Below are 20360 nucleotides of genomic sequence, written 5' to 3' on the forward strand. Positions count from 1 at the left end.
CCTTCCCGCCTGAGAAATGTTACTCCCTTAATAATAAACTTTCTCCATTCACCACGTCTATCCTGCTCATACTGTTCGACAATCCGGCTGAAACTTTCGCCATGATCTGATAAAATGGGTGTACTATAGCAGAAAGCTGAGGGGAAATATAATGAATTCTGTCAGTAACAATAGAATTCAGGTGCTCGAGTCCCTGATAAAAAATGAAACGGATCAAACGGCAAATCTTGCCAACTGCTCTGCCTGGCTAAACGAGAGTTTTGAGCAGATCAACTGGGCAGGCTTCTATCTGTTTAAAGATGGAGAGCTGGTCCTTGGTCCTTTTCAGGGAAAACCGGCCTGTATACGAATCCAGCCAGGTAAAGGCGTTTGCGGTACAGCTGCAGCAAAGCGGGAAATCATACGTGTCGCCGATGTCCATAAATTTCCCGGACATATTGCCTGCGATGCCGTATCCCGCTCAGAAATTGTAGTACCACTGATTAAAGAAGACGAACTAATCGGCGTTATCGATATTGACAGCCCGAATCTTAACCGGTTCTCTGATGAAGATCAGCAATTTCTTGAAGCGGTGGCCGAAACGCTCGTCCGCTACATCTGATTCACAGGTATCCGCCATCATTTCTTGACTTTCGGAATACAATTGAGTTATAATACCTCTCGTGTAAAATGAGGCAGTTACGGAAAGCGGTCAGAGTTCTTTTTATTTTGTTCCTCCCATATAGCGGAGGTGCACTGTGTAACCTAGGCTGCCTGGGCGAATGTGCAAGATGGCAAAATAGCTCTGTCAGTGCTTCCGGAGGTGTCATTTTATACCGTCGGGATCCGGTGACCGTCACGATCCGGAACCCAATAAAATGACAAAGGAGGAGTCAATTCAATGGCTCGATATACTGGTCCGGTCTGGAAAAAGTCACGCCGACTGGGCATTTCACTCAGCGGTACAGGCAAAGAACTCGAAAGGCGTCCGTATGCACCCGGGGAACACGGTCCTTCTCAGCGCGTGAAACTTTCAGAATACGGACTTCAGCAGAAGGAAAAGCAGAAACTGCGTTTTATGTACGGTCTCAATGAACGGCAGTTCCATCGTGTATTCAACGACGCAGCAAAGATGAAGGGTGTTCATGGCGAAAACTTCATGATTCTGCTTGAATCCCGGCTGGACAATCTGGTTTATCGCCTGGGACTCGCGCGTACGCGCAGACAGTCACGTCAGCTTGTCAATCACGGGCACATCACAGTAAATGGACATCGCGTCGATATCCCTTCCTATCGTGTAAAGCCCGGTGATACGATCGGCGTCCGGGAAAAATCCCGTAATCTTACTGTCATCAAGGATGCTCTGGAAACGAATAACTTTGTTCCTGAATATCTGTCCTTTGACGAAAAGAATCTGGAAGGCACCTATACCCGTCTTCCGGAGCGCTCAGAACTCCCGGCTGAAATTACTGAAGCCATGATCGTCGAATTCTATTCCAGATAATGTGTCTGTCCTGCTTCCGTCCGGATCACTCCGGTCGGGAGCTTTATTTTTTTATCTCGCATGAACGGACAGCCTCCCTTCAGGGGAGGGTAACGAACAGGACCATCCGGGGAATAACTGCCCGCAGCACCCAATGGATTCCACTCACAATCAGTAGAGGATGAAGAAACCCCCACTGATTAACGTTTCACTTTATCTGAATTTCGCCTGTTTTCCTGTTTCCTTGATTTTCCTTTTCAACTCCCCTGTTTTAGGCTAATATATAAGAAGCTTTCATCATATTTATGAATCATTCCAGAAGGAGAGACAGTATGCGCTTCAAACTCAAAAGATTTTCCCGCTACTTTGACCGGCTCGCAGAAATATGGTCAACAAACCGCGTCATACAAACGCTGGAATCGATCAGGAGCGTCATTTGGCACTCCTTTCTCATGACATTAAGTCTGGCCATTATTGGCTGTTTCTTTGCTGCCGGTACGGTTTCCGGTTATTTTGCAAAAGTTGTCCATAACCAGGCGTTACCCAGCTATGATACGATGCAGCAGAAAATCAGTAATTACAGTGAAAGCAGCATCGCTTATTTCGCGGGAAATATTCCAATCGGAAAACTGAACAGTGATCTGGTACGAACGAAAACGGATCTCCAGGACATTTCCCCAAATCTGATTCACGCTGTCATTGCAACTGAAGATGAACTGTTTTATCAGCATCATGGCGTGGTCCCGCGGGCTGTGATACGGGCAAGCACCGAGGAACTGCTGAATCAGCCTCAGGTGACCGGCGGCAGTTCCATTACACAGCAGCTTGTAAAAAATCAAATGCTCACCAATGAAGTTTCTATTGACAGAAAATTCAAAGAAATATTATTAGCCCTGCGTCTGGAAAAGTTCTTTTCCAAGGACGAAATTCTGAATGCTTACCTGAATATGGCCCCTTTCGGACGGGACGCTTCCGGAAAAAATATCGCAGGCGTGGCGGCAGCATCTGAAGGAATCTTCAATGTTAAAGCCGACAGACTGAACATCCCTCAGGCTGCATTTGTTGCCGGTCTGCCGAAGAACCCGTTTACTTATTCGCCGTTTCTGAATCAGGGCGGATTAAAAAAAGATCTTTCTGCCGGGATCAACCGGGCGCACACCGTTCTGAGGCGGATGCATTCAGAAGGTTATATTGACAGTAAACAGCTGAAATCAGCACTGGCTTATGACTACAGGAAGCACTTTGCACAACCGGCTAAATCTGTTTATACCGATTACCCTTATCTCTCCAAAGAAGTTGAGCATCGGGCCGCAGTGATCCTTGCCAAAAAGTCTGCACAACAACAGGGTTACAGTGGCAGCACGCTCTATCAGGACTATTTAAATTATGAAAGGATCACATATGAAAAAAACCACGTGACAGGCTACACTCGCCTTTCACTGCAGGAGATCGCAAAGAAAGACGGGCTGGATTACGAAACCGTTGAAAACCACTATAAGCTGTTCACTGAAATGCTGGATAATGCCGGAAAACAGCTTGGAAACGGCGGATTCAGAATATCCACCACCATCAATAAACCAATCTATGACGGCATGCAGGCTATAGCCCGCGGTTATTCTCGTTACGGTCCTGAAAAGTATGCCCGCAAACCCAATGGAGAAATCATCACCGTCAGGAACGCTAAAACAGGTAAGGATGAAAAGGTCACGGATCCCATGCAGGTCGGATCCATCATGATTGATAATAAAACCGGTAAGATCATCAGTTTCGTCGGAGGACGTGATTTTGGCACATCCCAGTATAACTTTGCAACGAGCGTTACCCGTCAGAACGGCTCAACAATGAAGCCCCTGCTGGTCTACGCGCCGGCCATGGAAATGGGACTGATCCAGCCCGGGTCTGTGGTTGCCGATCTTCCCTATAGAAGGACCATTAATGGAAAGATTTACGCACCGACAGATTATGGCTCGACGTCAACAAGCAGCGTTTTTCACGGGTTCGAAACGGCCAGAAAGGCTCTGGCAGCTTCTCACAACGTACCAGCCGTAAGTGTATTCACCCGCCTCAGCAAGGCTACGGACAAGGCCCCTGATTTTCTGAAAAAAATGGGCGTGACATCACTGGTCGGTACAGACGGGCACAATGTTTCTGCAGCTCTGGGCGGGATCACACGGGGGCTGACTGTTGAAGAAAACACGAATGCCTATACAACCTTTGCCAATAACGGACAGTTCATCGATGCCTATATGATTGACAAAATCACAGACGCGTCGGGGAAAGTCATCTATCAACACGAGTCAAAGCCGGTCCGGGTTTTCTCTGAACAGACCAATTACCTCATGCTTGATATGATGCGCGATGTCTTTAAATACGGAACCGGTGCCCGAATGCCGGGTGGACTGGAATTTACAGCGGACTGGGCCGGGAAAACAGGAACATCGCAGAACTGGCGTGACTCCTGGCTGGTTGCCTCTAACCCGAATATTACATTGGGAGTATGGAACGGTTATGCACATAATCAGCAATTAAACCGCTACACCTATTCCGATCAGACCCGGTCCCTGTTTACCGGATTTGCCAACAGTGCTTACCATGTGGATCCGGATCTCATGGCACCGAAAGAAAAATTCAGTCAGCCCGGAGGAGTCGTCCGGGCGACAGCATGTGGCCTGACCGGTCAGAAACCAACGGGCCTGTGCCAGGCTGCGGGCTTTGTCACGACTGATCTTATGAATAAAAAATACCTGCCTGCAGAAGATGTTGAACCACTGATACCGGCAAATGCTCCTCAGCCAAAACCAGACGAGCAACAGGAAGGCAAGGAGGAAGGGCAAAAACAGGAGGAGAAGGATCAGAAAGAAACAAATCCGGAAAAAGTGAATGTATTCAGAATCAAACCGGAAATCATGAGTGACCGGTTCCCTTACACTGATTTGAAATCAGCCAATCCGAAATTGCTGGGGAAAATTCGGCCATAGATCAGGCACCGACCCATCGAACTGAAAAAAATCTTTGATTTTCTTTCTCTCATATTACCGTGCTTACGGTTTCCGTATACGGTAATTCCTTTCATTTATATACTTACAGACGCTCATCCTGCCAGATCCTGTTTTTCAAGGTTCCGGCAGGATGAGCGTTTATCTACCAGCAGCTCGAGTGAGGCAAGCACGGTAGCACGGTGCTGCGCACCGGCTGTTTCGGGCCCGTAGCAGGCCCGAAACCGTGTCAATCAAGGGTCAGGTCACCTGTCCCGCGGCTGCTACCTTTGATTTGACAACCGTTTGCCCGGTGTATGATACCATTGGAATTTTTACCCGGGAAACATCCTCAATCACTTACGATACGGTTCACCGTAACGCAGCAAAATGAGGTTCTCCTGTATTTTTTCAACAATTAACCCACCTTGCAAGGGTTTTCACCTCATTTACTTGTAAATAAGGTGTTTTGTCCTTAATGGAGTCACGAGCATAAAGTAAAATAAGCGGAGATTTTTCGGTTAGAAGCAGAGCGGCACACTTTTCAGAGGAGAAGTAAGCGGAGATTTTCCGATTATGCCAGGGGAAAAGCTCCATTTTCCCTTTTTTTGATTCAATAGACGGAATCTCTCCGTCTATTTTAATTGTTTTTCATTTCATTTTACTAAGTAAGCGGAATTTTTCCACCTATTCATCTGATGCTGTGCTTAGCCGGATCCCCCGATAAGAGTGGATCCCAGGTCACCTCCCTGGTTTACTTTTGTCATTTTTTTAATCCACCCTTATTTTTCATATTGGGGAAAATAGTCCCTGATTTTTGACCATACGACTTCAGATTTGCCATAAAATAATTTCAGAACCTACATCATCACGCGCCACCATGCTTTCCTGCGACTTTCGCGGCAACCCCATTGGCAAACCGTGCCGCTTCGCGAGTGCCGCTGCCTGCTGACAATGCACAGATCAATCCGGCGCAATGGGCGTCTCCGGCTCCGATCGTATCTGCGACGTTAACCTTATTGCCGGGAACAAACCCTTTATCCTTACTGTCCCGAAAATAGCAGCCCTTATCGCCAAGTGTAATCACTACCGGATTGTGTGTCCGGGCATACAGGGTTTCTGCGGCATTTTCGACGGAATCTGCCGACGGTGCCAATGCATTCATTTCATCCCGATTGCAGTGGATCAACGTTCCGGGAGCCATTATCTCATCCAGGAGCTCGCGGTCAATGTACGAAACTCTCGGACTTGCATCAAAAAGCAACCTGCTGTCGGGTTTCCTTTTCTTTAATGCTTCCAGAATCACCGGGCCGGAATCCCCTTCCAACTCGTAGCCCGACACATAGATGTAATCATAAATTTCAACATCAATCTGATCGAACCATGAAGCCTTCCATTGTTTTTCAATCCCCGGAATCGTCAGGAAGGTCCGTTCACCCGATTTCTCGATAAATGATACATCCCACCCATTGTCTCCGGAATCCTCTTCAATCGTTTTCTCAATGCCATGCTTTGCAAAGTCGGCTTTAATGATATCCGCGTACAGGCCCTTCCCGATCGGGGCAAGTAGCACATGGCCGCCGCCAAGGGCACTCATCACCCGACTGACGTTATAGGCACACCCACCGACAGCGATTTTCTGCAGATCGCCTGTTGCATCCTCGCCCGTTCTCGGCAAGTTGTCCACTTTGACAAGAATATCGAGGACAGCGGCTCCGATGATTAACGTCTGTTTATTGGCTTTCATTTTTTCCATGATCAAAATCTTTTTCTCCTTTGCCGTTTATGAGCCAAAGGCAGACTGCAGCAACGACGCCGCTGAGCAGAACACCAAGGCTGTTATCTCTGAATATCCCACGGGCAAAGGGACCGGTAAACAGCGCGTTGTTCGTAAACAGGAAACCGACGATAACGGCGACCAGCCAGGAAACGATTGCACGCCAATTGACCCGACGACCGGTCTCTGGAACGAGCAGAGACACACGATATCCTTTCCCGTTTTGACGGTTAAGCACGCTGTCCGTCAGAAACACAGCCACCCAGGCCACTAAACAGATCCCAAGCAAACCGAGAAACAATTGAAAATTAGCTAAGAAACGTCCGCTGATAAATAACACAAACACCGGAATCAGGACGACGATCAGGCCATGAACGACGAGTGAAGTCCTTTGCGAGACATGGATTCCTAATGTCAATAAATTGATCCGCGCCGATCGAAGACTGATGATGCACTGAGGAATCAGACCGCCTGCCGCCACGAGAAAATAAATCACAGCGATCCAGGACGGGAGCATCCGGTACATGACTTCAAATGGATTATCCGCTGAGGCAAGTCCTGGTTCTGCTGTGCTGAGCAGTACACCGGCAACCATCAGGAGAAACAGTGGAACCGCGCCGCCCAGTGTCGTGTTCCAGAACGTACTGTGCGGCGAAGTCTCCGGTTTAACATAAGCTCCCCAGTCGGCGGCGTTCATCGACCAGCTGATGCCCGAACCGGCGGCGACAATCGAAACAGCGGGTAAAAATCCACCCATCCAGCTGCCTGATTCCATCGTCCATACTTCGTTCCATTGTGTCTTCATAACAAGTAAGATGAGGATAAACAAAGTCAGTATGCCGAAAAGATAAGAAAGAAAGGTCTGGATCGTTGCGATGACACGTTCTTTTACCAGTCCGGACAGAAGAACACAGGCTGAAAACACAGCCAGTGCGACCGCTGTAGAAAACGGGGCCGGGGTATATGCAGCACGTCAAACAAGGCGACAAGCAGCAGCGTCCCGGTGACGATATTAATGGCGAGCCAGCCGACCATGTTGATCCACGCGACACCATTGGGAATTTTGTTTCCCTCCAAACCGAAAGCGGCACGGGACATTTTGAACGTCGTAATTCCCGCCTTATCACCAATCACGGCGACCCAGCCAACGATGAGAAAAGACAGCGCGCCGACAAGTGATGCAAGCACAGCCTGTAAGAAACTCAGGCGATAGCTGACGACCATCGCACCGAAAACAATGCCCATAATGCCGATATTTGCAGCGAACCAGTTGAAAAATAAATCACGCCCGCTGATCGTCCTGTCCTTTTCAGGAACTAAAATTTCTTCATCGTTGTTCATTGCCCACTTTCCCCTTCTTTTTTACCACGCGCGAACAAAACCCAACTTTTTTATGATTCGTTGTTTCCTTCTCTGAATTTCATAATGGCTTCCGCGTAATTTGGAATACAATGTTGTCTGTTTTCTGAATCAATTAAACCTGTCCAGTCAGGATCGATGCTGCCGAACCCTGCTTTAGCGCCGCATATCGCTGTCGCCATCGCACCGATCGTATCCGTGTCGCCGCCGAGATTGGCCGCGAGCAGCGCACACCTCCTGACGTCCCGTGCGTAATAAGCAATGGCCACTGCAGCCGGGATGGATTCACTGGCCAGTGTTCCGGTCCCGACTGTTTCATAAATAGCTTTCTCGAACGCTGACTGATCATCTACGTATTTATGCGCCAGGTCAAGACCAATGAACAGGCGTTCGCGGACGGATGCCGCCCATGTCGGTGACCCCAGTTTGAACGCTCTGTTCTGAACATCAATCGCGTAATCAATAACATCATCCCAATGCTCAAATGCCAGAGCGGCACACACCGCTCCGGCAATGAGCGCCGCCCCTGAAATCGCAACGTCCGACGAATGGGTCACCCGAGTGACGCTGTCTACCATTGCGATCAATTCATCCGTGTGCCCTGGATCAAATAAGGTTCCGATGGGTGCAATCCGCATGCCAGAGCCGTTGGTTAATGCCTGATCGGTCACCGATTTCGGATCCCTTCCGTCTTGAATGGCCAGAAGCGCCGCTTTGGAACTCGGTCCCAGAATGTTTCTGTTAAACGCGTCGGCAGCGTATGCCCATTTCATCAAATGCTTCACGATTATTTGCCGGTCCGGTATCCAGTGGTTCTCAATCAGTGCATCCAGTATCGCAAAGGCCTGGTTCGTATCATCAGTATATTGGCCTTTCGTATAATTTCTGGCGACAGGATTCGACTTCGGGCCATCCTGAAATGTTGTCATTCTGCCTGCAAAACATGCCCGGATCTTTTGTACCGGCCAAAGTTCTGACGGCATACCCATGGCGTCCCCGATGGCCTGTCCATATAAAGCGCCGAGTATTCGATCTTTTATCATAGAGTTACGCTTCCTCGTCTGTGTATAGATGCCGCCACTGTCTGGTATTTTTCAACCAGACCGACCCGTCCGGATTCGTTATTTGTTCAACCTGATAGAATTTTCAATCAGGTTGAACGCTGCCTCTGACTGATCCCTCATTCTTCGTTCCTATCAATTTTACTATTCCAGTATAAATGAAAAGCACCTATTGTCAATACACGTGACAAGACAGGTGATGGGTGCACCAATCTATCCGTTGTCAAAATCGAGTAAGAAGAAAACTTCTGCTTCCGTTGTCTCACACCACCGTACGTACGGTTCCGTAACCGGCGGTTCAATAGTCTCTGCATGGAACAAGAATCCGCTGATTTCCTTTCTGATGAGTGGCTTTGCGTTCGGTTTTCCGGTGGCCGCCGAATTATTCGTCACCGTCCCGGACTGGCTGCTGCGGCTCTTCCGGTTCACCTGGTCGAACGGGATGATGGTCGATCCCCTGATCGCTGAATTCCAGACGGTCAACGTATTTGGCTGGCCGGTTCTGTATCCTGTTTTTTCCCTGTTCATCCTGGTGATCGCTTCCGTACTGGTCCTGACTTTACTCTACCGGTTCATGGCAAGAAAACAGATCAGCTAAAGGCGATTCAACAATCATTTATTTAAAGAGGTGTCTGCATTGATTTTAACCCTTAATCAGGTTACGAAAAAATTCGGTGATAAAGTCGCCGTGAACGACATGAATCTGGAACTGAACGAAGGCGTGTATGGCATTCTCGGCGCCAACGGCTCGGGGAAAACCACCCTGATGCGGATGCTGGCCACCGTGATGCACCCGACGTCCGGCCAACTGCTGCTGGACGGCAAAGATATTTTCCAGCTTGATGATGCCTATCGGGATCTCGTCGGTTACCTTCCGCAGCAGGTCGGGCTCTATAAAAATTTTACCGCCGAAAAATTTCTGCTCTATATTGCAGCATTGAAAGGACTTGGGAAGGAGCAGGCGAAGCAGAAAGTTGACCAGATGCTCCGGTGGGTTGGCCTGGAGGCGCATCGCAGGGAAAAAGTCGGCAAATTCTCCGGAGGCATGAAACAGCGCGTCGGGATCGCCCAGGCCCTGTTAAACGACCCGAAGATCCTGATTGTGGATGAGCCAACCGCCGGGCTGGATCCAAAAGAACGAATCCGTTTCCGTAATCTCATGTCATCGATTGCCGCCAATCGAATTGTCGTGCTGTCCACGCACATCGTCTCCGACCTTGAATACATCGCCAGAGAAATCGTGATCATGAAAGACGGCCAGTTGATTAAAAAAGGCAACCCTCAAAAACTGCTCGCCCGGCTGGATGGGAAAGTCTGGCTCGTAACGATCTCTGACGCGCAATTGGCTTTTTACCAGGAACAATATAAGGTGGGCAACATCATTCGGAGAGAAAACGGCATAGAAATTCGGGTCATTTCCGATGAAAAGCCGCAACGAGCCGCCATCGTGGCAGCCCCGAATCTCGAAGATCTGTACCTGTATTACTTTGACTGAGCCGGAGACCGGCAAAAACGCACGCCGCCCGGCTGCCGCCCATGTCGGGCGCAACAAAAAAGCCGCCCTCCGACAAGGGAGGGCGGCTTTCTGCTACCGGATCAGTTCCGGTTTCATTTAATTTTGATCACTATTTTCCCATGTGCATGACGGCTTTCACTGCGTTTATGCGCTGACTGTAAACCCGATGTAGTTAAATCAAATGTACTGTCAATGATCACTTTGATTTTCTCCTGTGCAACCAAAGTACCCAGTTCACTCAGCTGCTTACCATTGGGCTGTAACCACCAGTCAGAAACGTCCTGTGGTGCCTTTTTTTGTTCAGCGGTCGGATGCCCGGCGATCGTGACCAGACGTCCGGAAGGCTTGAGAACTTTTAAGCCCGCATCTATCGCGTCAACTGTATCAAATACCGCATCATAATCATGAAGAACGTCTTCAATTTTTGTGGTGTGGTAATCAATGACCTCATCGGCACCGAGGTGAAGCAGCAGATCCCTGCTGTCTGCACTGGCGGTTGTAGCGACATACGCCCCGAGATATTTAGCGATCTGGATCGCAAACAGGCCGACGCCACCGGCACCTGCCTGCACCAGAACTTTTTCACCGGACTTCACGTGCAGACGATCCTGAACGACTTGCCATGCTGTCAGACCCGCGAGCGGAATGGCTGCCGCGGTTTCAAATGAAAGTTCCTCAGGCTTTAAGGCTACCTTATCTTCTTTAGCTGCAACATATTCGGCGTAGGTCCCTCGCTTGCCGTCTTTATCAATATCAGGACGCGCAAAGACCTTATCGCCCGCTTTAAATTTGGTTACCCTGGCACCTGCCTTAGTCACCACGCCTGCAGCATCCCATCCTAATACCACCGGAAAATTCCAGTCAAACATCGGTTTAAGCAAGCCCAAACGTGCTTTCCAGTCGATGGGATTGATACTTGTTGCATAGTTTTCGATTAATACCTCATCATCTGCGATCTCAGGTACCGGCCGTTCTTCAACATGTAAATTTTCTGCAGGTCCATATTCATTGATAACAACTGCTCTCATGATTCTCTCCTCCTCTGATTAATGAATGATGATCCTTAACCACCCGTTTTGGTGCTGTTTTTTAGTTTAAGCGTGACCGGTACATTTCATGTGACATAATTATCATAGTTGAACATCATTACCCTGCAAAGTAATTTGCTTTGGGAAGCCATTTAGCGGATGGATCAGTTTAAAGTGGCCGGACAGGGAGGGTAAAGCAAACAGCTGGTATTAAATTGGAGGCGATTCGGTAAAATTTTTGCCTATCAACTGCAAGGAATAAGTCAATAAATCCATTTGACAAACGCGTTATTTGACCTTAAGTTTATGTTAATGGTTGGAATAGCCAATGTGACCATTTTCAGAAAGTGTCTGATTGGGATGGCGCGCGACATAGATTGGTGAAGCTGAATCGAATTTTCTGGATGGGTCGAGGTTACCTCCACGATCGTTAATCGATACCTCGCCGGCTTACATAAACGTGCGAAACAGGGGGCACTGCGGTTAAAATCTTCCTTGTTTGATATTGAATACAGGTACTGAACAAGGACGTTTTTTAACAAGCAAAATGCGACGCGGGAAATCAATTACAGAATTAGAAAAGGGGCATCATCATGAGAATTAGTGCAGAATCTGAACGAACGTATTTGCAAAGGGTATTTGCTGCAACCGGCTTTTCAAAAGAAAACAGTAACCTGCTAGCTGATACACTGGTGGATGCTGATTTACGTGGCATTTCATCTCACGGGATTCAGCGATTGGCGTGGTATCTGAATATGGTCAAAGAACACACCATTGAGCCGAAAAATGAAGTCAAAGTTTTGAAAGAAACGCCAACAAGTTTACTGATCGATGCCAATAAAAATATGGGCCAGGTCGCCTGTGCACTTGCCATGCATAAATTGATTGAAAAAACAAAAGAGTCAGTTGTTTCAATCGCCGTCATTCGAAATTCCAACCACTTCGGTACCGCCGGATACTGGGCGCGCATGGCTGTTAAAGAAGGGCTGATCGGCATTGCCAATACGAATACGCGACCGCTGGTTGTACCAACCAATGCAACGCAAGCCTTTTTGGGATCAAACGCGTTTGCCTTCACCTTCCCGGCAGAACCGCATCCGTTCGTGTTTGACGGAGCAACGTCCGTCGTATCCAGTGATAAAATTCAGGTTTTGGACAAAAACAATCAGGATATTCCGGGTGAATGGGCCGTTGATAAGGACCGTAAAATTGTGAAGAACGCCCGAAAAGCTGAAGATATTCTTTCGACGGCAGCCTTTACACCACATCAAAAAGGGGGCGGCGTCCTGACGCTTGGCGGCGTTGAAGAAAATAATTCAAATTACAAAGGATTAGGAAATTCGCTGGTTGTCGAATTACTGACCGGTATCCTGGCGCAAGGGTCTATCTCTGCCGATACAAGTGTCGGTAAACATGACTTTAGTCAGTTTCTGATGACCATTAATCCGTCGTTCTTTGGCGATTTGGATACATTGAAAGATCATGCCACCAGTATGTTTAATCGGATCAGGAACCTGGAGCACCTGCCAAATACTGAGATTAAGATTCCGGGTGACCGGGAATACAGACGATACGCCGACAACAGCAAGAACGGAGTTGCCGTGGACGACAAAACGGCCGGTGACCTGGAACGCATTGGTCAGGAATTGAATGTCACTGTGCCGGAAGCACTGTAATCATTAAATGATGGATGATACCCCCCACGAAATGAACAGACCCCCTGAAGTAAGGCAACAGAAATACAACCTCAGGGGGTTTATGTCTCACATGCCAGGCCTGCTCAACGGATCAAATTCCATAAAAAAGGCGCTCTCCATTAACGGAAAGCGCCTTTTATACTGAAATTTATTCGGCGGACTGACGGTATTCAATCCGATGCGGCAGGACCACATTGGCATTGTCCACTTTTTCATGATTCATCAATTTTGTCAGCAGTCGCATAGCAACGGCTCCAATATCATAGGTCGGTTCGCCAATGCTGGACAGCGTCGGACGGACCATCTGAACCAGACGTGTATTTTCACTGCTGATCACCGCAATATTTTCAGGAACCTTTTTACCCTGATCCTGAATCTCATGAATCGCGCCAATCGCCATTTCGTCTGAATCGACAAAAACAGCTGTCGGTGGATTTCCATGCGCCAGGAATTGTGCCATTGCCTCTTTCCCTGATTCATACGTATAGTCGCCTACGGTCAGGAGACTTTCATCAAAGGTGATCTCATGGTCGGCAAGGGCTTTTTTGTATCCATTCAGTTTATAGACGCCACTGATTGGAACCTCAAGCAAACCGCTGATGAAGCCAACCCTTTTGTGTCCGGACTCAATAAGATGCGAAACGGCATCATAAACAGCTTTTTCATAATCGATGTTTACTGAGGGAATTTTATTATTTATATCAACTGTAGCAGCCAGAACAACAGGAACAGTAGACTGTGTAAATTCCTCAATATGTTCATCAGTAACTTTACCACCCATGAAGACAATACCGTCTACCTGTTTCCCTAAAAGGGTCTGAATCAGCCGGATTTCCTTATCCTTATTCTGATCGGAATTGCACAAGATAATATTGTACTTATACATGGTTGCAATGTCTTCAATGCCACGGGCCAGTTCGGAGAAAAATACACTCGAAATATCAGGAATAATAACGCCTACAGTTGTTGTCTTCTTACTTGCGAGCCCTCTTGCGACAGCATTGGGTCTGTAACCCAGTCGTTTTATTGCCTCAGAAACCTTTTTTCTTGTTGTCGGTTTTACATTCGGGTTGCCGTTCACAACCCGTGAAACGGTTGCCATTGAAACGCCCGCTTCCCTTGCCACATCATAAATAGTTGCACTCACTTTGTCCATTCCTCCTCAGTAATCGATCCTGCCCGGGGTGCCAGATCTAGTAACGTTTTCATTTTATGGCAGGCAAAAAACGCATCAATACGCTTGACGCCCGATTTCATTCATCTGTTTACATAGTAACAAATCAGCCCATATTAAGCCATATGTATGGCAGGAACAACTGCATTTCTTCAACAATCAGACATAATCTCTCGGAATCGGGATGCCCTGAACCTGTTCCTGATGCTCCGATTCACCCTTCAGGTTAATGGGTCTCTTCCTGGCTTTCTTATACAGTCCGGCAGCTTTATTAATCATGGTACGACCCGTATCCTGAATTCGGATGAAGCTTTTTCTGCCGGAGGAGACTGCCGTAAAATAGACGGCAGCAGCACCGGCTACACTTCCAAGCAGCACACCCGAGAAAAAAGCGACTTTCTTTCCAGAATGTTTATCAGTATCACGCACTGCCTGTCCACCTCTTTTCTATTTATCCGCCCGTTTATCCTTCCAGCGATGAATCAGATCAATGGCGGCTCGTCCCCACTGCAGGGCATTGGCCACCTTGCCGGCATTTTCTTCACCGCCGTTTTCAATACTGGTTGCTACTTTCTTAACTGAAGCATTGACACTGTTGAGGGATTCGCCAAAATTTTCAACTGCATTAAAAATACTGCTCAGGCTTTGAGATTTCTGCTGAATATCTCTCGCGAGTAAATTTGTCCGGTGCAGCAGTTCCGTTGTTTCCTCGTTCAGTCCTTTCATCTGATCCTGAACATCTTCAAGTGTAGAGGCCACATCGTCCATCGTTTTCTGGGCGGACTGCAGCGTTTTTGCCAGAAAATAGACGAGAACAGCAAAGGCCACAGCAATGACGGCTACAGCGAGATAAAGAATAATGACCATTGTAAATTCCTCCTTTCGATAATCGATGTTAGTTTAATGAATTAATGATTTTCTATACCTGAAAAATAAAGTTATGACTCTGAAGAACCTGTATGGAAACTTCTTCTATATCTTATCATGCCCGAGTGCTGAAAAAAAGTTTAGTCCCGCTGTTTCAGGATTTCAATGCCTTTTTGTACTCATTCTGGTACTTTTGAATATCACCGGCACCCATAAACAGCAAAACGCTATGGTCAAACTGCCTGAGATCATCAATATTGCTGTTATGCAGAATCCGTGATCCTGCAATGCGATCCTGCAGATCATGAATAGACAGTTTCCCGCTCTTTTCTCTCGCCGATCCAAAAATATCACAGAGAAAAACATGGTCGGCTGTTTCCAGAGAGGCAGCGAACTCATCCATGAAGGTCATTGTCCGCGAATACGTATGTGGCTGGAAAATGGCGACAATGTTCCGGTCAGGATACTTTTCTCTTGCAGCCTGAATCGTAACGCGAACTTCTGTCGGATGATGCGCGTAATCATCAATCATGATCTGATCGACTCCGGGCAGTTTCGATTCAGAAAATCTCCGCTTCACACCACGGAATGCAGCAAGACGCTCCCTGACCAGTTTCTCAGGGACATTCATATAATTACAGAACGCAATGACGGCAAGAGCGTTCAGTACATTATGATTCCCGTATCCACGGATTTTAAAATGGCCGTAAAATTCATTTCGGATATAGACGTCGAATTCTGTACCGGAGTCGTCCTTCAGGAAAGTGACATGGCGTGTCTGAAAATCATTCTCTTCGTTGAATCCATAATAAACGATTGGGACGTGTGACTGGATCATCTGCAGTTTCTCGTTATCCCCACAGGCGAATATGGCTTTATTGACTTTCATTGCCAGTTCCTGAAAGGCACTAAACACGTCGTCCAGGTCTTTATAATAATCTGAATGATCAAATTCAATATTTGTGATAATACAGTAGTCCGGGGTACTGTGCAGAAAATGACGTTTATACTCGCAGGACTCCCAGATAAAATATTTGCCTTTATCATTGCCGGATCCCGTTCCATCCCCGATCAGGAAGGACGTTGGCGCAAAAGATTCGAAAACATAGGACAGAAGCCCCGTCGTTGATGTTTTCCCGTGCGTTCCGGTAACAGCAATACTCGTATATTTTTTGGCGAGATCACCAAGAAAGTCGTAGTAGCGATATACCGGCAGTCCTAATTCTTTAGCCCGTACAATTTCTTCATGTGTATCCGGAAAGGCATTTCCGGCAATGATAATTTCACCTGGTGAAATATTATCTTTATTGAACGGGAAAACAGGAATATTTCTGTCTTCAAGAGCTTTCTGTGTAAAAAAACGTTTTTCAACGTCAGACCCCTGTACCTCAACATGTAAATCCTGTAAAATCTGGGCAAGTGCGCTCATTCCGGTACCTTTGATTCCGACAAAATGATATTTCGACATAATTGACCTCCATAAACTCGTTCATCCGTGCTTTTTACACCCATAGCCATAGTATACTCTGCCGGATCACTGTGGGTGTCCGCCCCATGTCATTTCAATTAAAAAATTTTTACATGATTCATCTGCTGACTGGCCCTCATCTGGCAGTCACCCGGCATATATTTTAACCTTTATCAGCAAGGTTGTAAAAGCTATTTTACGACTGCTCAGAATGGCCCATCACCTGCCATCTGTTCTTCAAGCCGTTCTCTTGTCATCAGAACCTGACGTGGTTTGCTGCCATTTGCTCCTGAGATGATATTGCGGCTTTCCAGTGCATCGACCAGCCTTGCCGCCCGATTATAGCCGATTCGGAAATGGCGCTGGATACTTGATACAGAAGCCTGTCCCTGATCGACCACAAACGCTGCTGCATCCTCCAGTAAATCATCTTCTTCAGATGCTTCGGTGTCCATTTTTCGAAATGATTCTTCAGAGAAAAGAAATTCCTGATGACTGCTGCCATGAAATGCACCCGTAACACGGCGTATCTCCTCATCCGAAACAAAGCAGCCCTGAATACGTTTTAACGTGCGTGATCCATTTTCTGCATACAGCATATCCCCTCTGCCAAGGAGGCGCTCAGCCCCGCCGCTGTCAATAATTGTCCGCGAATCTGTCTGAGAAGAGACACTGAACGCGATGCGGGCCGGAATATTGGATTTAATCAGCCCAGTGATCACATCCACAGACGGGCGCTGTGTGGCGAGAAGAAGGTGAATACCGGCCGCACGGGCTTTCTGCGCGATCCGGCACACGGACTCTTCTACCTCCTGAGGGGCAACCATCATCAGATCTGAAAGTTCATCGATAATGATCACGATATAGGGGAGAATGTGTTCTCCGGTCCCTGATATTTTCCTGTTATATCCGTCGATATCACGGACTCCGGATGCAGCAAACGCCCTGTAGCGTTTCTCCATCTCTTCAACGACCCATTTCAGCGCCAGAGCCGCTTCTTTCGGTTCAGTAATGACAGGTGCCGCCAGATGGGGAAGACTTTGATAAGGAGCCAGTTCCACCACCTTCGGATCAACTAGAAGCAGGCGCAACCGCTCCGGTGGGTTCCTGTATATCAGACTCAGAATAAGTGAATGGATACAAACACTCTTTCCCGAACCGGTTGCTCCGGCAATTAAGCCATGCGGCATTTTCGCCAGATCCGTCACAATACGGTTACCGGATACATCTATACCAAGAGCGGCCGTCAGTGGCGCACGACTGTCGATAAACGCTTTTGATTCAAGGATCTGTTTCAGGAGGACCGGGCGCCGGTCTTTGTTGGGGATTTCAATACCAACGGCACTTCTGCCGGGTACAGTCGCAATCCTGACCTGTCTGACGGCAAGACTCAGTTTAATATCTTCAGAAAGTCTCATGACTTTATTAATTTTGACACCGGGATGCAGGTGAATATCGAAACGAGTGACACTCGGTCCGTGCACATGGCCGATGATATCGGCAGAGACATGGAAATTTTTCAGTGTATCTGCCAGGGTTTTCTCTTTTTCGGCTATCCAGCCGTCGCTGTTTCCTTCTGCCTGATCCGGATCATCCAGAAGCGACAGAGGCAGCCTGAGGCCGTTTTCTCCGGATATGTTTTTTCCCGCCCGTTCATGATCATGATGACGACGGGCAGCTTCCATTCGGCGTGCAGCGTGGTGATCTGATCCGAACATTAAAACATTGAATGGCACTTTTGATTCACCTGCCGGCCTGTGAGGAGATCTCTTCAGCCTGTTCCGGGCAGCCGTATGTTCCTTTTGCTCAGGTAAACGTTCCGGCTCTTTCTCTTCCTGTCGCGCAGGCGTTCTCTCCGGCACTGGATCAGCGTGGTTTTCTTCATCTGTTTCTTTTTCCTTTCTCTGGAGGGACGGCTGATTCATTACAGTCTGATCAATAACCGGCTGTTCTTTATGCGGCGGAACGACGGCGCCGGTTCTCCGCAAAGCATCCGATTTTCTCTCTGCAACCCGCTTTCTTTCCTGCTCTTCTTTATGCCTGTCAAGCTGCACCTTTTCTTCCCGGTTCCTTCTGTAAAAATCTTCCGGCGGCTTTTTGAAACCGTACACCGGCGAAGGAATCTGTGTCAGCCGGAAGGGCCGTTTTTCCGGCTTTCTGCTTTCCTGAGGAGGAACGTCTGATGCCGGCTTTTCCGACTTGCCGGAGTCAGGGGAAGAAGCTGATGATGAGGAAGCATGCGGTGAATGACTGGCCGCCTGTTCTGCAGGATATTGCGACATCATCCGCACTTTGACAGAACGCCGGCTATCTTCAAAACGACCGATGGAACGGTTTGTTCCGGTTGGGCTGTGCCGATGATCCGGTCCTGGCTCCTCTTTCGGCTCTTCGTCTTCCAGGCCAAATAAACGCCGCCACCATTTTTCTGTCACGTCGGATTCACCTCCCTTGAATAATCCGCATACGCTCTCTATTTATGTACTCCGGCCAGAAAATCTTCTCCCACTGCTGCAGCATCATCCAGAACCAGTATGCCTCGTTTCTGAGGGGCATGGGGCAAAGCCAGTTCACGTGCTGAACAGATCATGCCATCAGAAGCAACCCCTCTTAATACCGTCGGACGTATGATCAGTCCACCCGGCATCAGAGCGCCCGGCCTGGCTACAACCACCTTCTGACCTTGCTTAATGTTCGGAGCACCGCAGACGATCTGAAGTTCTCTGTCGCCGACATCGACCAGGCAAACGTGCATATGATCCGAATCCGGGTGTTTCTCACACTTTTCCACATAGGCTGTGACAATCGAAGGGGTTCTGTCTACTGTCAGCCGGTCCGAAAAACCTGACCTGGCCAGTTTGTGGTTCAGGGTGCGGATCAGTTCCTCATCCTGCCTGACTTCACCGGTATTCAGACTGGGCAGATCCTCCGATGCATGAAAGAAATTAAAGCCGATCGCTTCGCCTGATTTCTTATCAAAAATTCTGGCTACATCACCCTTCCTTTCAAACGTTTCGGACTCCCCTTCTTTCAGATAAATCATCAGGACATCACCGATGCCCTCTTTACTGTAGTAGACAATCATTTATTTTTCTCCTTCCAACATTCAATTCGGTCGTCTGTTTGCCATGATGAAGATGGGTTCAAGTGCCCCGTTTTCAAAAATGAACGGGAGAATCGTAATCGGCACTCTGCCCTCTGAATAGAATTTCATCACCATCTGTGCGAGAATATCATATCCCTCCGGATTGACGATATCACCAAAGATCAGGACATCCTGATGAGGGACGGCAACAGTCAGATCGCCCTTTGCCTTCGCCTTCATGTGCTTTAGAAGCTGCTGGTTCAGGATCCTGCTTGCATCATAGCCATCATTATAATTCAAAAAATAGAAGGCATTATGTTTCACCATGTCTTTTTTCATACCTGTCGGAAGTGACTGCAGGTTGGCACTTGCTGCTCTGACAATTGTTTCGCTGTCTATGCCTTCATTTCTCAGCGCATCCTTGTCAATCAGTCGGTATGAGCCGTCCATATCCAAAGCATAATAGATGCTGGTTTCCGCCGTGTGCTTTTCCGTCAGCAGTTCTTTTCCGTCTTTCGTTGTGACCGGAAAGGATGCCGCACGGATGACAGGAAAGATCCTGTCAACATGCCCCTTGATCGCAAACGGGCGGGTCATGGCCTTAAGACCTCTGTCAATTTCAGAGACGAAAAGAGGGATCATATCAGGACCCTTCTCCTGATATTTCTTTAAAAGTTCAGGCAGAGAAACGGTCACGCCGCGTCCGCCATCCTTATTTTCAATTCTGAGTTTGTCCGACTGTCTGTCAAAGCGGACAGTCCGTTCATCAGAGGCTAAGCGCTTTGTCAATTCCTTTCTTAATTCCACGAGATTCATGTGACAGGATCCTCCCTTTCAGGATATCAAAATCATTTTACCATAGCCTGACATGGGCCGGCCCTCATCCTGTCCTTT

The 20360-nt window shown here is 47.9% G+C and carries 18 protein-coding genes; 6 read left to right on the forward strand and 12 right to left on the reverse strand.

Going from position 1 to position 20360, the window contains the following annotated elements; genetic code table 11:
• Positions 1-151: 151 nt before the first annotated feature.
• The 3 genes from ABNN70_RS14050 (at position 152) to ABNN70_RS14060 (ending at position 4440) form a co-directional block, all read left to right on the forward strand.
• Positions 152-601 (forward strand): GAF domain-containing protein, encoded by a 450-nt coding sequence (locus tag ABNN70_RS14050; protein ID WP_129928093.1) that lies wholly within the window; start codon positions 152-154, stop codon positions 599-601.
• A 279-nt stretch (positions 602-880) separates the two neighbouring features.
• Positions 881-1483, forward strand: a complete 603-nt coding sequence (rpsD, locus tag ABNN70_RS14055; protein ID WP_353948138.1) for a 30S ribosomal protein S4 — start codon at positions 881-883, stop codon at positions 1481-1483.
• A gap of 311 nt (positions 1484-1794) precedes the next feature.
• A complete protein-coding gene (locus tag ABNN70_RS14060) occupies positions 1795-4440 on the forward strand; it encodes a transglycosylase domain-containing protein (protein ID WP_353948139.1) in 2646 nt (881 codons plus the stop codon).
• 865 nt (positions 4441-5305) lie between these two features.
• Here ABNN70_RS14060 and ABNN70_RS14065 read toward each other — a convergent pair.
• The 4 genes from ABNN70_RS14065 to ABNN70_RS14080 are packed head-to-tail and all read right to left on the reverse strand — an operon-like array spanning position 5306 to position 8616.
• On the reverse strand, positions 5306-6193 hold the full coding sequence (locus tag ABNN70_RS14065; protein ID WP_240697226.1) for a PfkB family carbohydrate kinase: 888 nt from the start codon (positions 6191-6193) through the stop codon (positions 5306-5308).
• On the reverse strand, positions 6171-7139 hold the full coding sequence (locus tag ABNN70_RS14070) for a cytosine permease (protein ID WP_353948140.1): 969 nt from the start codon (positions 7137-7139) through the stop codon (positions 6171-6173). The genes ABNN70_RS14065 and ABNN70_RS14070 overlap by 23 nt, the downstream gene beginning before the upstream one ends.
• Positions 7103-7555 (reverse strand): cytosine permease, encoded by a 453-nt coding sequence (locus ABNN70_RS14075; protein ID WP_353948141.1) that lies wholly within the window; start codon positions 7553-7555, stop codon positions 7103-7105. Before ABNN70_RS14075 ends, ABNN70_RS14070 begins: the two co-directional genes overlap by 37 nt.
• Positions 7556-7605: 50 nt before the next feature.
• Positions 7606-8616, reverse strand: coding sequence for an ADP-ribosylglycohydrolase family protein (locus ABNN70_RS14080; RefSeq protein ID WP_353948142.1), 1011 nt, complete (start codon positions 8614-8616; stop codon positions 7606-7608).
• Positions 8617-8806: 190 nt separating this feature from the next.
• Here ABNN70_RS14080 and ABNN70_RS14085 point away from each other — a divergent pair, with 190 nt between their 5' ends.
• Entirely contained in the window at positions 8807-9232 is a 426-nt protein-coding gene (locus ABNN70_RS14085) for a hypothetical protein (protein ID WP_353948143.1), read from the forward strand.
• Positions 9233-9271: 39 nt separating this feature from the next.
• Positions 9272-10129 carry an ABC transporter ATP-binding protein gene (locus ABNN70_RS14090; protein ID WP_353948144.1) on the forward strand — a complete coding sequence of 286 codons (858 nt, stop codon included), beginning with the start codon at positions 9272-9274 and terminating at the stop codon, positions 10127-10129.
• A 113-nt stretch (positions 10130-10242) separates the two neighbouring features.
• Here the strand turns inward: ABNN70_RS14090 and ABNN70_RS14095 are convergent, their stop codons facing one another.
• Entirely contained in the window at positions 10243-11178 is a 936-nt protein-coding gene (locus ABNN70_RS14095) for an NADP-dependent oxidoreductase (RefSeq protein WP_353948145.1), read from the reverse strand.
• A 593-nt stretch (positions 11179-11771) separates the two neighbouring features.
• Between ABNN70_RS14095 and ABNN70_RS14100 the strand changes: the two genes are divergently transcribed.
• Positions 11772-12854 (forward strand): Ldh family oxidoreductase, encoded by a 1083-nt coding sequence (locus tag ABNN70_RS14100; protein ID WP_353948146.1) that lies wholly within the window; start codon positions 11772-11774, stop codon positions 12852-12854.
• 169 nt (positions 12855-13023) lie between these two features.
• On the opposite strand, the gene ccpA is transcribed toward ABNN70_RS14100, so the two are convergent.
• From ccpA to ABNN70_RS14135, 7 genes are all read right to left on the reverse strand, one after another.
• A complete protein-coding gene (gene ccpA / locus ABNN70_RS14105) occupies positions 13024-14022 on the reverse strand; it encodes a catabolite control protein A (protein ID WP_129928083.1) in 999 nt (332 codons plus the stop codon).
• A 186-nt stretch (positions 14023-14208) separates the two neighbouring features.
• Positions 14209-14478 carry a YtxH domain-containing protein gene (locus ABNN70_RS14110; protein ID WP_129928082.1) on the reverse strand — a complete coding sequence of 90 codons (270 nt, stop codon included), beginning with the start codon at positions 14476-14478 and terminating at the stop codon, positions 14209-14211.
• Between the two features lie 18 nt (positions 14479-14496).
• On the reverse strand, positions 14497-14916 hold the full coding sequence (locus tag ABNN70_RS14115) for a DUF948 domain-containing protein (protein ID WP_353948147.1): 420 nt from the start codon (positions 14914-14916) through the stop codon (positions 14497-14499).
• Positions 14917-15070: 154 nt separating this feature from the next.
• On the reverse strand, positions 15071-16384 hold the full coding sequence (murC, locus tag ABNN70_RS14120; protein WP_353948148.1) for a UDP-N-acetylmuramate--L-alanine ligase: 1314 nt from the start codon (positions 16382-16384) through the stop codon (positions 15071-15073).
• Positions 16385-16590: 206 nt separating this feature from the next.
• On the reverse strand, positions 16591-18816 hold the full coding sequence (locus tag ABNN70_RS14125) for a DNA translocase FtsK (RefSeq protein ID WP_353948149.1): 2226 nt from the start codon (positions 18814-18816) through the stop codon (positions 16591-16593).
• 38 nt (positions 18817-18854) lie between these two features.
• Positions 18855-19466: a YtpR family tRNA-binding protein gene (gene ytpR, locus ABNN70_RS14130; protein WP_353948150.1), complete on the reverse strand. Its 612-nt coding sequence runs from the start codon at positions 19464-19466 to the stop codon at positions 18855-18857.
• Positions 19467-19487: 21 nt separating this feature from the next.
• Positions 19488-20282 (reverse strand): DUF1444 family protein, encoded by a 795-nt coding sequence (locus ABNN70_RS14135; protein ID WP_129928077.1) that lies wholly within the window; start codon positions 20280-20282, stop codon positions 19488-19490.
• Positions 20283-20360: the final 78 nt, after the last annotated feature.

Origin of the sequence: Sporolactobacillus sp. Y61, assembly GCF_040529185.1 — a bacterium.
Lineage (GTDB): Bacteria > Bacillota > Bacilli > Bacillales > Sporolactobacillaceae > Sporolactobacillus.

Coding starts and splice junctions, on each gene's coding strand:
- ABNN70_RS14050 (WP_129928093.1), top strand. CDS start 152: ATGAATTCTGTCAGTAACAATAGAATTCAGGTGCTCGAGTCCCTGATA.
- rpsD (WP_353948138.1), top strand. CDS start 881: ATGGCTCGATATACTGGTCCGGTCTGGAAAAAGTCACGCCGACTGGGC.
- ABNN70_RS14060 (WP_353948139.1), top strand. CDS start 1,795: ATGCGCTTCAAACTCAAAAGATTTTCCCGCTACTTTGACCGGCTCGCA.
- ABNN70_RS14065 (WP_240697226.1), bottom strand. CDS start 6,193: ATGGAAAAAATGAAAGCCAATAAACAGACGTTAATCATCGGAGCCGCT.
- ABNN70_RS14075 (WP_353948141.1), bottom strand. CDS start 7,555: ATGAACAACGATGAAGAAATTTTAGTTCCTGAAAAGGACAGGACGATC.
- ABNN70_RS14080 (WP_353948142.1), bottom strand. CDS start 8,616: ATGATAAAAGATCGAATACTCGGCGCTTTATATGGACAGGCCATCGGG.
- ABNN70_RS14095 (WP_353948145.1), bottom strand. CDS start 11,178: ATGAGAGCAGTTGTTATCAATGAATATGGACCTGCAGAAAATTTACAT.
- ABNN70_RS14100 (WP_353948146.1), top strand. CDS start 11,772: ATGAGAATTAGTGCAGAATCTGAACGAACGTATTTGCAAAGGGTATTT.
- ABNN70_RS14115 (WP_353948147.1), bottom strand. CDS start 14,916: ATGGTCATTATTCTTTATCTCGCTGTAGCCGTCATTGCTGTGGCCTTT.
- murC (WP_353948148.1), bottom strand. CDS start 16,384: ATGTCGAAATATCATTTTGTCGGAATCAAAGGTACCGGAATGAGCGCA.
- ytpR (WP_353948150.1), bottom strand. CDS start 19,466: ATGATTGTCTACTACAGTAAAGAGGGCATCGGTGATGTCCTGATGATT.
- ABNN70_RS14135 (WP_129928077.1), bottom strand. CDS start 20,282: ATGAATCTCGTGGAATTAAGAAAGGAATTGACAAAGCGCTTAGCCTCT.